This window comes from Neptunomonas sp. XY-337, assembly GCF_004959845.1.
Classification (GTDB): Bacteria; Pseudomonadota; Gammaproteobacteria; order Pseudomonadales; family Balneatricaceae; genus Neptunomonas; species Neptunomonas marina.
In genome coordinates, this window is record NZ_SPLL01000005.1 from 14,971 (window position 1) to 28,412 (window position 13,442).

Sequence of the window (13,442 nt, forward strand, 5' to 3'; positions counted from 1 at the left end):
TACCAATACATTCAGTATTTTCAATAAAAACTGAAACATGTATAGTATGTCGCGAACTGAGTACATCGCTTTACCGACAGGCGCAGCACCCACGCGCCTGACGTTATCACCCATTCTATTCGGGCTCTTCGGAGCCCATTTTTATTTTTTTCATATCTACCTCCCATTTCTTAAATTCTTTTCAATTTACAGGGCGCACAGGCCTTGCTAAATCTCTACCTGCACAACCGCTGTTTATCCTTGGCACAGCGGATTGCCGCCCCGGAATTAGAATTGGCATACACAGCCTGCGGAGAGCAATTATGAGTAACGATTTCGACCTCGGCGACGAAGCGATGGACGACTTTGATCTTGCCAGTACAGAAACATTTGAAGACCTTGGATTTATTAGTAATGCTCAGGATAAACGTCGTAATGTCAGACGTAACATTGAGGAGATGCTAGAAGCCAAAGCACTGAGGGACAACATACGAGAGATCTTCGATGATGACGAGTAGTCGGCTTTTATGCACCCGCCTACTACGAGCACACCACAATTGTTGAATCTTTACTTTAAAACCACCGCCGGTTGTGGTTATCCTAGATAAGCGGTCGTCCTTGGTCGGCGATTCTCCAGCGAGCGCTGACCGAGTGACTTCCGTTTTCTGCGCTAATAGACCGATATTTCGCTCCCTCTGTGCTATAGTTCGCGCGCGAATTTAGAGTGTTTAATCGGTACGAAATTATGTCTAAATCCCTCCAAGATCAGCTCCTTAAAGCAGGGCTCGCAAGCAAGAAGCAAGCGAACAAAGCTAAAGCAGACAAGCGCAAGGCGAAGAAAAAAGCAGCGCCTCAAGCAAACGACCAAGCCGCACAAGAGCAAGCGCGAATAGAAAAACAGCAGCGTGATAAAGCGCTCAATCAACAGCGCAATGACGAGCGCGCCAAAAAAGGCCTTGAGTCCCAAGCCAAGCAGATCATCGAAACCAGCCTGCTATCGTTCCCGAAAGACGCGGAGGTGCGCTACAACTTCGTGCACAACAAGCAGGTAAAGAGCATCTACGTCACCGCAGATATCCAGTACAAGCTGTCACGGTCACTGCTAGCGATTGCGATACTCGAAGAGCGCTATGTGGTGATTCCAAACGACGCAGCAGAGAAAGTGCTAGAACGTAAGCCAGAGTGGGTGATCTTAATCCAAAAAGAGGAGAAGCACTCTGAAGACGATGATTACTACGCACAGTTCGAGGTACCCGACGACCTAATGTGGTAAGCACACATTGTGCCTTGCGCATTATTAACTACACTCATTAGGTGTAGGGACGCCAATTCTGCTGAGTAGGGATGCGACACCTAAACAAGTGAGGGCCGGTTCTGGGCCTCACTTTGAAGCGCTTGCAACCAAGGCGGTAAGAAGTTTGTTCGATCGTTCCAGTAGTTCTATAAAAACAGCATTTTTTATTCGCGTGCTACCGCTTTTCTTTCTGACTTCGGTCTGCTTTCTGATTGCGCTTGCTAACTATGAGCTGGAACGCGCAAAAAAAGATCACCGTAATGATCTGCAAAAAACCACACATCATATTGCTGAACTTCTCAGAGAACCGTTGTGGCAACTCTCTGAACGTCTATATACCGAGATTTTATCAGCAGCGCTTAATCGCTCCGAAATCGTTTGTGTCCGCCTGATACAAGAAGCTAATGTCAGTCCTCCCGTGGAGCGCGGGGAGTGTCAGAACCAATACCACGACCAAGAATCATTTAGCACCGAAATTTACTACGACCTGGGCGGTAAAAAAGCGTTTTTAGGGAGCCTTATCATTCAAGCTCGCGTGAACAACGGTTGGGCCACCATCAAGCGCCAGCTCTATATTTTAGCTTCCCTTTCAGTCGTGTTGTTTATACTGTTAGCCGGTGCAACACTCGCGGCCTTTAACTCGGCCATTCTGCCACCACTGCGGCATATTTCGGCATCTTTAAAGCAGCTCCAAGATACAGGGCAGCGCCAGCCGGTCAACTGGAGTTCACCGGATGAACTGGGCGACTTGATTCGCGTCTACAATGGTGCCTTAAGGCACCAAACAATTATTGAAGACAAGCTAGAAGCCGCTCGCGAGGAAGCTGAGCAAGCGTTAGAGAACCTGCAGCATGCACAAGAGTCGCTTATCCAAGCCGAGAAGATGGCTTCACTCGGCAGCTTAGTGGCCGGTGTCGCGCATGAGATCAATACACCACTGGGCAATAGCCTAACCATCACCACCACAATCGGTAGCAGCGCAGAGCGCATCTCAACAAAAGTGGCGAACCAAGCCCTGACGCGGCACGACCTAAACACCTTTATAAGCGATATTAGCGAAGCCAGTGCCATTTTAGAGCGTAATCTGCAAAATGCTGCCACGCTGGTTCGTTCCTTCAAACAAGCGGCGGTTGACCAAACCAGCGAGAAGCAACGTAACTTCAACTTAAAGCGCTTAGTCGAAGATGTTTTGTATACGTTGCAGCCGCAAATAAAGCGCACCGGATTTACCTTTCAGGTTGAGATCGATGATGACCTCTGGCTAACAAGCTACCCAGGAGCGATCGGGCAAATTATCACAAACTGCGTTTACAACTCGCTGCGCCACGGTTTTCAGGACCGTGATCACGGCATCATTCGCTTTGCCACCATCGATGCAGATACTCGCCACGTGGTCTTTACGATCTCCGATGATGGCTGTGGAATGAGCCCTGATGTTCTGCACCATGCGTTTGATCCGTTTTTTACCACTAAATTTGGTCAAGGTGGCTCTGGTCTTGGGTTAAACCTTGTCTATAATTTAACTACGACGGTACTTGGAGGTACTGTGAAAATTTGGAGCGAAGAGAATAACGGAGTCACTCTCAGCTTCACGTTTCCTTACACACCTCACGCTGAGGCTAAAGGGTAAACAACTGGATGCTACCAAAAGAAGAAGAACTCTTTACCTTTGCCAACGAAATGCCGGCACCCAAGCAGCCTGACTTGCCCGCGTGGCGCATCCTTATTGTGGATGATGAACCCGATGTTCATGAAGCCACCCGCTTCGCACTCAAAGAGCAACGCATTCTAGGCCGTCCCCTTGAGCTTCGCAGTGCATACTCAGCGCTAGAGGCTAAGCGTATTTTGGCAGATGAAGCGGAGTTCGCTTGCATCTTGCTAGACGTGGTGATGGAAACAAGCAGCTCTGGGCTTGAACTCATCAGCTACATACGTGAAACCTTACAGCAAACTTCAACACGGATCGTTTTACGTACCGGTCAGCCCGGATACGCCCCTGAAGTTGCCGTGATCGAGAAATATGACGTTAATGATTATAAAAGCAAAGATGAGCTAACGCGCACGCGCTTAATCACCACGCTCACCGCCTCGCTGCGCAGCTATGAGCAAATTCGCAGCATTCTTAGTCATGATGAAAGCCTCAACCAATTCATCGCCAGCTCACGCGAGCTTTTCTGTGAGCATGCCGTTGATAACTACGCCGCTGAGCTGATCAAACAACTCAGCAACATCTTGGGTGTTGAAAGCAGCGGAGCGGTCTGTACCTATGATCGCGACCGAGACCAGTTTGAGCTATTAGCCGCTACAGGCCGCTATCGTCAAACCTCTATGGAGATCGGTCACTCGCTCCCAGAGTCTGTTTGCCAGCAGCTTAAAGCGGCGACACAGACCCAAACGCATGCGCTCAAGGAGGATTTTATCCTCTTGTCTTTGCAGCCACCGCACTCCCACGAGTTGTATATCTATCTGGATTTCGAGCGCAAAGCCTCATCCTTGGATCTACACCTCATTGATCTGTTTTGCTCAAGCGCCCCGGTAGGTTACGACAACGCTTGGCTATTTGAGCAGATGGCAGAGCAAGCATACTGCGATCCTTTAACCAAACTTCCCAACCGTGCAGGCTTTCAAAAAGAGCTCGCGCGCGCCGTGAAGTTGGGCAACCCTTTCTTTCTGATTCACACCGATATCGATAACTTTCAGGAAGTGAATGATGGATTGGGCTACCCGTTGGGTAACGAAGCGTTGGTGACCATCGCGCACCATCTACAAGAGATTTTTGGTGAGCATGCTCTATACGGAAGAAACTCATCAGACACTTTTTGTGTTGCGATTTTTCAGCCGCACCAAAGCACCATGAGTTTGTACATGCGCCACCTTGAAGCCTCGCTGGAATCGACCTTTAATGTGATGGGGTATGAACTGCCGCTTAGCTTAACGTCCGGCATTGTTCGCTTCCCAGACCATGGAAAAGACGCGGATACATTGCTGCAAAACGTTGGTATCGCGCTCAAACATGCGAAAAAGCACCAACGTGCCGGTTACACCGAATTTGGCCAAGAGTTTGAACAGCAACTACAGCGGAGGCTGCAAGTTGCGTCGGAATTGCGCCACTGCGTTGAACGCAATGAGCTGCAACTCTACTACCAGCCGCAGATCTGCCTGAAGGACCAAAAAGTGATCGGTGCTGAGGCACTGGTGCGTTGGATCAAAGATGGCAAAATGATCCCTCCTGGCGAGTTTATCAGCACAGCGGAAACATCTGGTTTTATCGTACCCATGGGCTACTGGATTTTAGAAGAGGCCTGTAACGAGCAGATACGCTGGCACACTGAACTTGGTTTGCAGTTGAAAGTAGCGGTCAATGTGTCGGTTAGACAGCTCAAAGACCCGTCATTCATTGGCCGTCTCGATGATATTTTGAGACGCACCGGTATCGACGCGAAATACCTAGAGCTAGAGGTGACAGAGTCGATGATGATGGAGAATAGCCGCGACCTGCGTAAAATCTTACAACTCATCCGCCAGCGCGGACTCTCCATCGCACTCGATGATTTTGGCACCGGCTACTCCTCCCTCAGTCACCTTCAAGAGTTGCCTATCAATCTACTTAAAATTGATCGCTCATTTATTAGTAAAGTGACTAAGAGCGAGGAAGACAGAGCGATCACATCATTGATGATAAAGACTGGGGAGCTCTTAAAACTGCGAGTTATCGCCGAGGGGATTGAGGAACCTTACCAACATGAGGAGCTGATTAAGCTCGGCTGCCATGAAGCACAGGGCTACCACTATAGCCGCCCACTAAGTAAAGCGGACTTTATGGCACTGCTACAGGAATACCCAGAGCTTGAATCATCTTAGCCACCCGCCTTTTGGTAACGCTTGTAGAGAATTCCAACGCGCTTAACATAGGCTTGCGTCTCGGCATAAGGCGGTACACCGTCATATTTAGCAACAGCACCGGGGCCAGCATTGTAAGCCGCCGTCGCGCGAGTGATATCACCCTTATAACTCGTTAGCAGCTCACCCAGGTACTTGGTACCGCCACGAATATTCTCTGCAGGGTCAAAAGCGTTACCTACACCTAGCTCGGCTGCTGTTGCAGGCATTAACTGCATCAGCCCTTGCGCGCCCTGCGATGACACCGCACCTTTCTTGAAGTGTGACTCTGCATGCATCACCGCACGAATCAGCGCCGGGTCCACCGCAAACTCTTTAGCCGACGCACTCACATGATCACGGTAAGCTTCGGTATTCAAAGCGGTTTTGTACCAATCCACTGACGTCTTTGGACGACACGCATAACAGCTGAACTTAGCGTAACGTCTTGTCACAAAGGCTTTTTTGCCCTTGGGTTTCTGGTTAGTAAAAGTGATCACGCCATCATCTGAGCGGTACTTGTAAATAGACTCGTATGTTACTTTGCCCTTCTCCCCAGACTTGGGTGGGCGGGTGACGTAAGTGACGCCATCATCTGAAACATTGGTGTATTCAACACGGCCATCTTCGCGTATCACTTTGCGAATCGACTGTGCAAGCGCCCACTCGCTGTGCAATAGGCCAAGTAACAGTCCAAACGAAACAACTCTGAGCATAGGGTTAATCACCTGTAAAATCTCTGCGCACAGTATAGCTAAGCCCCGGTGTTATACCACCAAGCTGGTATCATGTTTAATCTCGCGTAGTGCAAAGTTCGAGTGGACTTGGGCTATCCCTTCCAGCGGAAAGACCTTATCATTGAGAAACTGGTCATAGGCTTTGATATCAGAGACCATCACCCGCAGCATAAAATCAGCGTTCCCTGTCACTGCGTAGCACTGTTGTACCTCTGCGCACTCGCGCATCGCAGCTTCAAATGCCACCGTGTGATCAACGGAGTGGCGCAATAAGGATACCATCGCGATGACACACAACCCCTGACCCACTGCATCGGCATCTAGCAGCGCGGTATAGCGCCGAATAATGCCGCGCTCTTCAAGCGCTTTCACACGCCGCCAACATGCAGCGGAAGATAAACCCACCGCATCAGCTAATTGTTGGTTACTCATACGCCCATCGCCCTGTAACAGGCGCAAAATATGTTTATCAAAGCTGTCCAAATTTCAATTCCAACCGAAAATTGAAATTATTTTTCACTTATTTATAAAAAATGTAAACAGTCTTTCTTTTGATCAGCTATTTAGTCATCAATTAGGAAGCACTTTTCACACAAAAACACTTACGCTGTGACTAACTTATAAGAATATGTGTGATAAAAATGACAAGAGCAACTTACGCACCGGCTGCTGATAGCACAGCACCACTTGACACCTACGAATTGGACGAACGCTATACCCGCACAGAGGGCCGCGTGTTCCTCACCGGCACTCAAGCCTTGGTTCGTCTTCCCCTAGTTCAAGCGCGGCTGGACCAACAAAACGGCTTAAACACGGCGGGCTTTATCAGTGGCTATCGCGGCTCACCATTGGGCGGCTACGATCAAGCGCTGTGGAGTGCAAAAAAGCATCTCGAGTCACACAATGTAGAGTTCGTTCCCGCAATCAACGAAGACCTTGCTGCAACACTGGTGCTTGGTAGTCAACAGGTGGAAACCGATCCCGACAAGCAAGTCGATGGCGTTTTCTCTATCTGGTACGGCAAAGGCCCCGGTGTTGATCGTGCTGGCGATGCACTAAAGCACGGCAACACCTATGGCAGCTCGCCCAATGGCGGCGTCCTTGTGGTGGCCGGAGACGACCATGGCTGCGTATCGTCCTCTATGCCCCATCAGTCCGATGTGGCGTTCATGGCGTGGTTTATGCCGACGATTAACCCTGCCAGCATCGCCGAGTACGAAGCTTTTGGCCTGTGGGGCTACGCATTGTCGCGCTATTCAGGCACTTGGGTTGGCTTTAAGGCGATCTCAGAAACCGTAGAGAGCGCCGCAAGCGTTGAGTTAAAACCACTCCCAAATTTTGTAACGCCCACCGATTTCACACCACCCGACTCAGGGTTACACTATCGCTGGCCCGACCTCCCCGGCCCACAGCTTGAAACTCGTATCGAACACAAACTAGCCGCGGTGCAAGCTTTTGCGCGTGCCAACCCGATCGATACTAAGGTGTTGAGCTGCGACAACCCCACCCTAGGAATTATCACCACAGGTAAAGCACACCTCGATCTGATGGAGGCGCTCGACCTACTGGGGCTTGATGAGCAAACCCTTCAAACACTCGGTATCGAGATCTACAAGATCGGCTTAGTCTGGCCAATTGAGCGGCACGGTGTGCTGGATTTTGTTCATGGTAAACGGGAGATCCTTGTCGTTGAGGAGAAACGCGGCATCATCGAGAGCCAGATCAAAGAAGCGATGTCAGAACCCGACCACCCCGGTGAAGTCCTCATTACCGGTAAGCAGGACGAGGCAGGCGAGCCACTCATCCCCTACGTGGGCGAGCTGAGCCCATCGCTGCTTGCACGTTTTATCGTGGCACGCTTTACACGATTGTTTGACATCGACCTCACCGAACCTCTGAGTGCGATCACAGAATCGGGGGTTGCTGTCAAAGATCCGGGTGGCGTGCGCCGTTTGCCCTACTTCTGTTCCGGCTGCCCACACAACAGCTCAACCAAAGTGCCGGAGGGCAGCAAAGCCTTAGCGGGGATCGGCTGTCACTTTATGGCATCATGGATGGGGCGAGACACTGAATCGCTTATCCAGATGGGTGGTGAAGGCGTTAACTGGGCCAGCAAGTCGATCTTCACAGGCAAAGGCCACATATTCCAAAATCTGGGTGAAGGTACCTATTTCCACTCAGGCTCAATGGCGATTCGCCAATCGATCGCTGCGGGCGCCAATATCACCTACAAGATTCTTTTCAATGATGCGGTTGCCATGACCGGCGGCCAGCCTGTTGATGGCCAAATCACAGTGCCTGCTATCGCTCAACAAGTGAGCGCGGAAGGCGTTAAAAAGGTTGTTGTTATCAGCGATGAACCTGAGAAGTATCGCGGCCACGAATCGCAGTTCCCAAGTGATGTTACATTCCACCATCGTGATGAACTAGACGACATTCAACGCTTGCTCCGCGATATACCGGGTGTGACCGTGCTCATCTATGATCAGACGTGCGCGGCTGAAAAACGCCGTCGCCGCAAGCGCGGTCAATTCCCTGATCCGGCTAAGCGGATCATGATCAACCACCATGTCTGCGAGGCCTGTGGAGACTGCTCTGTGCAGTCAAACTGCCTATCCATTGTACCTCGCAAGACTGAGCTAGGTGTTAAGCGCCAAGTAGACCAGTCATCCTGTAACAAAGATTACAGCTGTGTAAATGGCTTCTGCCCAAGCTTTGTAACCATTGAGGGCGGCGAACTTCGCAAACCAGAAGCTAAGGGTACAGCCCAGCTCGATGCGAAGCTTGAGCACCTATCACCACCCGAATTTAAACCACTCGCTAACGGCTATGACTTGCTAGTCAGCGGCGTAGGTGGCACCGGCGTTGTTACTGTCGGTGCACTGATCACTATGGCAGCGCACCTTGAGGGCAAGGGAGCCTCTGTGCTTGATTTCATGGGATTCGCGCAAAAAGGCGGCGCCGTGTTGAGCTACATCCGCTTATCCGAGCAGCCGAGCGCATTGAATCAGGTGCGTATTGACCATGGCCGTGCTGATGCATTAATCGCTTGCGATATGGTGGTTGCCTCATCCGCTAAAGCGCTGGATGTACTGCGCCACAACCATACGCAAGCGGTGATCAACGAAGCCGAGATGGCAACCGCTGATCATGTGCTGTATCGCGATGCAGATATTGAAAGTGGTAAGCGGATTGACCTGATCACCGAAGCGATTGGCAGTGCTCAATGTGACCACTTCAACGCCAATGAGCTGGCGCTATCACTACTGGGGGATACGGTGTTCTCCAACGTCATGATGCTCGGCTACGCATGGCAAAAAGGCTTAGTACCCGTCTCGCTGGCTGCGCTAGAACGCGCGATTGAACTTAACCGTGTAGCAGTAGAGAAGAACTTGAACGCGTTCAAGTGGGGACGCCTGTTGGCAGAAGACCCAAAAGCCGCACAATTCGCGTTAACACCACCAGAGCCGGTGAAGCTAATTGCAACACTTGATCAGCAGATTGATCGTTTTGCCAACTACCTCACCCAATATCAAGATGTAGCTTATGCAGACCAATACCGCGCGCTCGTGGCAAGCGTTCGTGCGAAGGAGCAACAACTGACCCCAGCGAGCGATATGCTCAGCCGTACTGTGGCCAAACAGCTCTTTCGCTTAATGGCCTACAAAGATGAATATGAAGTGGCGCGCCTGTACACCGAAACCGACTTCCTCAAAGAGGTCGAAGCCACCTTTACAGGTGACTACCAGATACGTTTCAACTTAGCACCACCGCTACTAAACAAGACGCAGCGCAATGGACGGCCTAAAAAGCGCCAATTTGGCCCTTGGATGTTGAAATCCCTGCGAATGCTGGCGAAAATGCGAAAAGTCCGGCACACCGTGCTCGACCCGTTCCGCTTTTCAGCTGATCGCCGCCTTGATCGGCAACTGCTTGAAAGCTACAAGCGCGACATCACAACCTGGGTTGCTGAGCTCAATAGCCACAACCTTGCGACAGCGATTGAGATAGCACGCCTACCTGAAGAGGTACGTGGCTTCGGTCCTGTCCGTGATGCCGCAGTAGAGCAAGCGGAGCAGCAAAGAGAAGTACTCTTCGTACAGTTTAAACAAGCCAAGTAGGCGCAGGAGACGAACATGTTTGAGCATCTGCAACCTTTACCAGCAGATCCTATCCTTAACTTGATGGTTCAGTACCGCCAAGATACCAACCCAAACAAAGTGGATTTAGGGGTTGGTGTCTATAAAGATGAAGCGGGCAACACGCCGATTATGGCGGCTGTAACGGAAGCCGAGAAGATTATTCTCGCGACCGAAACCACCAAGTCATACATTGGTCCCGCGGGTGCAGAAGGCTTTAACCACCATGTTAGCCGCCTACTTTTAGGCAACCAGCATAGTGTACTAAGTGATCAACGCTTAGCGATCGCCCAAACACCTGGCGGCTGTGGCGCACTGCGTATGGCGGCAGAGTTTGTTGCTAAATGTCGCAGTGATGTAACAGTGTGGGTGAGCACACCCACATGGGCGAACCATATTCCTCTACTGCAAGGTGCAGGACTGACCATCGCAGAATACCCATACTTCGACAAGGATACGAAAGGTGTCCAGTTCGATGCGATGATGGACATGCTGTCCAACCAGACAAAAGCGGGCGATATCGTGTTGCTACACGGCTGCTGCCATAATCCAAGCGGCGCAGATCTATCCCGCGAGCAGTGGGACGCTGTTGCAGCACTGTGTGTTGAGAAAGGCCTGATGCCATTTGTCGATATTGCTTACCAAGGTCTTGGCGATGGTTTAGAGGAAGATGCATACGGCTTACGCAAGCTAGCAGACACCGTACCAGAGATGCTGATCGCAAGCTCCTGCTCGAAGAACTTCGGCCTGTATCGTGAGCGTACCGGCGCTGTTATGGTTTTGGCGGCATCTGCTGAGCAAGCTAAGATCTCTGGCAGTCTACTTTTCAGTACCATTCGCGGCCACTACTCAATGCCTCCCGCGCACGGTGCCGCGATCGTTGAGACGATTCTCAGCAATGAGAAGCTCACTCAAATGTGGGATACCGAACTCACAGAGATGCGCCAACGCATTTTGCAACTGCGTCATGCCTTGGCCGATCAGATCGCAGCAGCGGGTTGCGAACAAAGCTTTGCTTTTATTCCCGAGCAAAAAGGGATGTTCTCTTTCCTAGGTATTAGCAAAGAGCAGGTCGCTCGCTTACGTGACGAATACTCTATCTATATGGTGGATTCGAGCCGCGTCAACATTGCTGGCCTTAACAGCAGCAACCTCGATTATGTTGCTCAATCGCTGACCAACGTATTGAAAGGCTAATTATTATCCCCGCAGCCATGGCTGATGGTCGCGGGGCTTTTCTTTGCAGGGCCGCTTACAGCGGATGTCGAAAACGGTCGTGGCACTGTTTACATGTTCTTGCTACACGCCCTAACGGCTTTCTCAGCTCATTTTTATCAGCTGTAGCCGGCAACTTAGCAAGCTCCGAGGACGCCTCTTGCAGCTCCTTAACGAGCCCATCGAAACGATTTTTCTGATACCACATTTCATCTTTTAGCGCCGTATCAGCATCCGCGTCTTGTGTGTTTGGGGTAAAGCCCTCGGCGACCATTTGCGTGAGTGCATGAACCAACTTAGCGCGACGCTGAAAATCTTCAGCATCATATTCAGCGCGCCCCTGCACCATCTTGCCCATCGCTTTGAAGTGCCACCCCATCATCTTAAAAACACTTTGGCGATAGATGACCGTTTTATTCGCTTCACTACCACCATGGTCATGCCCGTTGTGCGCAGCAGAGCCCACAGAAACGCCCAGCAACAAAACGGTTAGCATCAGCTTGGACATCATCTGATTCGTCTCCATTCTTATCTATAGCCAGCCCTGATTATCGATGATGATCCCAGCCCACACCGCGCCGGTCACCATAAGCCCCAGCATGACAGCGGCAGAGCCAAGATCCTTCGCTCGACCGGCAAGCTCGTTAAATTCGGTACCAGCGCGATCAACAACCGCCTCAATAGCGGAGTTAATCAGCTCCAAAATTAGCACCAGCAGCGCGCTACCCACTAACAACGCCCACTGTGTAGCAGTTTGTGCCACCCAGAAAGCGAGGGGGAACAATACTGCAAACGCGATAACCTCATACTGAAATGCTGGCTCATGCTTAAAAGCCGCTTTTAAACCTTTAATTGAGTAACAGGTCGCATAATAGAACCGCGCCACTCCTCTCACTTTTAGTTTCATGCGTGCTGTTGCTCATCATCAAAATTTGCGCATTACTTTACCGGCTTTTAACCTGCCCCACCAGCGCAGTTACGTGACAATAACTAGCCTGGGAGCGATGCTTGGCAGTCTTTAATCAATGCAGCAAGATCAGCTGTCGTGGCCAGTTTTGTGCGCTGTTTAATCAAACTAGCGGCCAAGGTCAGTGACAGCATTTCAGCCAAAGTTTTACGCTCATCATCTTCGATCTCATCAAGATCAGCGACGTGCGCAATACCGATCGTGCGTCGCGTCATCTCGATACCCGCAAACCCCATTGCAGATTCACGCACACCTGCCAAAAAGAGCGTATCGAAACCTTGCTGCTGCAGCACTGGATCGTTAATTTTCGCTTGGAGTAATGCGTCGAACTCACCGAAATAGCTGTTCACTAATTGCTCAATTTGATCGATTAAGTAAGCTTGGGTTTCGTCACGCTGGACCACATGACTTTTACCCACTTGGCTGGCATAACTGAGCAACAGGTTTGCAAGTAATACCCCTAGGTCAAATCCAGCAGGCCCATAAAATGCGAACTCGGGATCAATCACTTTAAATGCTGATTGCGTCACAAAAACAGAGCCGGTATGCAGATCGCCGTGTAACAGCACTTGCGCATCGTTCATGAACTGATAACGTAACTGCGCTACGCCCAGCTTCAACTCATCGTCTTGCCAAAGCGCCTGCGCCATACTGCGCACACCTTGGCTCACGTTGTTACGTTCGTGATCACAGAAAGGATCAAGGAAGTAAACCTCCTCTGAGATACTGCACAGCTGAGGGTTCAGATAGCTGGCAACCATGCACTTTTTCGCGATAGAGTCGAGCAGAAAATCAGAAGAGGTATAGTGCAGCATCGCTAAAAACCGCCCCAATTGACTGCCAATCGAAGTGGGCTTATCGCCACGTATCAGCACATGGCGCAGGTTATGGTAATCGCCAATATCTTCCATCAAGATCACATGTTGACTGCGTTCAAAATGAAGCACGTCTGGACTGCTGTTGGGGCTGCACATATTAAAGAAACCCAGCGCTTGAGCTTCAATACGGATACGATCGACTGGCAACGGCCAGCCCTCACCAATGATGCGGATATAAGGTAGCGCCTGCTTTAAAATAACGCTGTTTTTACCATCGCCGACACGGTAAACAAAGTTAATATTCCCGTCACTAATCTCTTCCACCTGTAGCATCTGTTCATCCTGAAAAACATCAGTGTGACGACAAACAAAGGCACGAATCTCTTGGTCGTTCAGCGGTTGTGGCGCAGTCAT

The 13,442-nt window shown here is 50.5% G+C and carries 11 protein-coding genes; 6 read left to right on the plus strand and 5 right to left on the minus strand.

The annotated features are described in order from the left end of the window. Positions 1–302: 302 nt before the first annotated feature. The 4 genes from E4L36_RS11935 (at position 303) to E4L36_RS11950 (ending at position 5,134) form a co-directional block, all read left to right on the plus strand. Positions 303–497, plus strand: a complete 195-nt coding sequence (locus tag E4L36_RS11935; RefSeq protein WP_136680800.1) for a hypothetical protein — start codon at positions 303–305, stop codon at positions 495–497. A gap of 227 nt (positions 498–724) precedes the next feature. Then, the gene (locus tag E4L36_RS11940; RefSeq protein WP_136680801.1) at positions 725–1,252 is read left to right on the plus strand and encodes a DUF2058 domain-containing protein; all 528 of its coding nucleotides are present in this window, start codon (positions 725–727) and stop codon (positions 1,250–1,252) included. 145 nt (positions 1,253–1,397) lie between these two features. Next, on the plus strand, positions 1,398–2,903 hold the full coding sequence (locus tag E4L36_RS11945) for an ATP-binding protein (protein WP_136680802.1): 1,506 nt from the start codon (positions 1,398–1,400) through the stop codon (positions 2,901–2,903). 8 nt (positions 2,904–2,911) lie between these two features. Next, complete coding sequence (locus E4L36_RS11950) at positions 2,912–5,134, plus strand: EAL domain-containing protein (protein ID WP_136680803.1); 2,223 nt, start codon at positions 2,912–2,914, stop codon at positions 5,132–5,134. Here E4L36_RS11950 and E4L36_RS11955 read toward each other — a convergent pair. After that, the gene (locus tag E4L36_RS11955) at positions 5,131–5,868 is read right to left on the minus strand and encodes a lytic transglycosylase domain-containing protein (protein ID WP_136680804.1); all 738 of its coding nucleotides are present in this window, start codon (positions 5,866–5,868) and stop codon (positions 5,131–5,133) included. The two genes, E4L36_RS11950 and E4L36_RS11955, sit on opposite strands and share 4 nt — an antisense overlap. Before the next feature lie 51 nt (positions 5,869–5,919). Continuing rightward, the gene (locus E4L36_RS11960) at positions 5,920–6,372 is read right to left on the minus strand and encodes an Lrp/AsnC family transcriptional regulator (RefSeq protein ID WP_276606068.1); all 453 of its coding nucleotides are present in this window, start codon (positions 6,370–6,372) and stop codon (positions 5,920–5,922) included. A 158-nt stretch (positions 6,373–6,530) separates the two neighbouring features. Here E4L36_RS11960 and E4L36_RS11965 point away from each other — a divergent pair, with 158 nt between their 5' ends. Continuing rightward, the gene (locus tag E4L36_RS11965; protein ID WP_136680805.1) at positions 6,531–10,010 is read left to right on the plus strand and encodes an indolepyruvate ferredoxin oxidoreductase family protein; all 3,480 of its coding nucleotides are present in this window, start codon (positions 6,531–6,533) and stop codon (positions 10,008–10,010) included. 15 nt (positions 10,011–10,025) lie between these two features. Beyond that, the gene (locus E4L36_RS11970; protein ID WP_136680806.1) at positions 10,026–11,225 is read left to right on the plus strand and encodes an amino acid aminotransferase; all 1,200 of its coding nucleotides are present in this window, start codon (positions 10,026–10,028) and stop codon (positions 11,223–11,225) included. A 55-nt stretch (positions 11,226–11,280) separates the two neighbouring features. On the opposite strand, the gene E4L36_RS11975 is transcribed toward E4L36_RS11970, so the two are convergent. The 3 genes from E4L36_RS11975 to mtnK all read right to left on the minus strand — a co-directional run bounded on the left by E4L36_RS11975 (position 11,281) and on the right by mtnK (position 13,442). Then, positions 11,281–11,754, minus strand: a complete 474-nt coding sequence (locus E4L36_RS11975; RefSeq protein WP_169051535.1) for a cytochrome c — start codon at positions 11,752–11,754, stop codon at positions 11,281–11,283. A gap of 21 nt (positions 11,755–11,775) precedes the next feature. Continuing rightward, a complete protein-coding gene (locus E4L36_RS11980) occupies positions 11,776–12,150 on the minus strand; it encodes a diacylglycerol kinase (RefSeq protein ID WP_127692562.1) in 375 nt (124 codons plus the stop codon). An 83-nt stretch (positions 12,151–12,233) separates the two neighbouring features. After that, positions 12,234–13,442, minus strand: a complete 1,209-nt coding sequence (gene mtnK, locus E4L36_RS11985; RefSeq protein ID WP_136680808.1) for an S-methyl-5-thioribose kinase — start codon at positions 13,440–13,442, stop codon at positions 12,234–12,236.

What these genes read in the sequence shown, in the direction of transcription:
- mtnK (WP_136680808.1), bottom strand. Translation starts at nt 13,442, where the DNA reads ATGACTGCGCCACAACCGCTGAACGACCAAGAGATTCGTGCCTTTGTT.
- E4L36_RS11965 (WP_136680805.1), top strand. Translation starts at nt 6,531, where the DNA reads ATGACAAGAGCAACTTACGCACCGGCTGCTGATAGCACAGCACCACTT.
- E4L36_RS11950 (WP_136680803.1), top strand. Translation starts at nt 2,912, where the DNA reads ATGCTACCAAAAGAAGAAGAACTCTTTACCTTTGCCAACGAAATGCCG.
- E4L36_RS11970 (WP_136680806.1), top strand. Translation starts at nt 10,026, where the DNA reads ATGTTTGAGCATCTGCAACCTTTACCAGCAGATCCTATCCTTAACTTG.
- E4L36_RS11975 (WP_169051535.1), bottom strand. Translation starts at nt 11,754, where the DNA reads ATGATGTCCAAGCTGATGCTAACCGTTTTGTTGCTGGGCGTTTCTGTG.
- E4L36_RS11940 (WP_136680801.1), top strand. Translation starts at nt 725, where the DNA reads ATGTCTAAATCCCTCCAAGATCAGCTCCTTAAAGCAGGGCTCGCAAGC.
- E4L36_RS11955 (WP_136680804.1), bottom strand. Translation starts at nt 5,868, where the DNA reads ATGCTCAGAGTTGTTTCGTTTGGACTGTTACTTGGCCTATTGCACAGC.
- E4L36_RS11935 (WP_136680800.1), top strand. Translation starts at nt 303, where the DNA reads ATGAGTAACGATTTCGACCTCGGCGACGAAGCGATGGACGACTTTGAT.
- E4L36_RS11980 (WP_127692562.1), bottom strand. Translation starts at nt 12,150, where the DNA reads ATGAAACTAAAAGTGAGAGGAGTGGCGCGGTTCTATTATGCGACCTGT.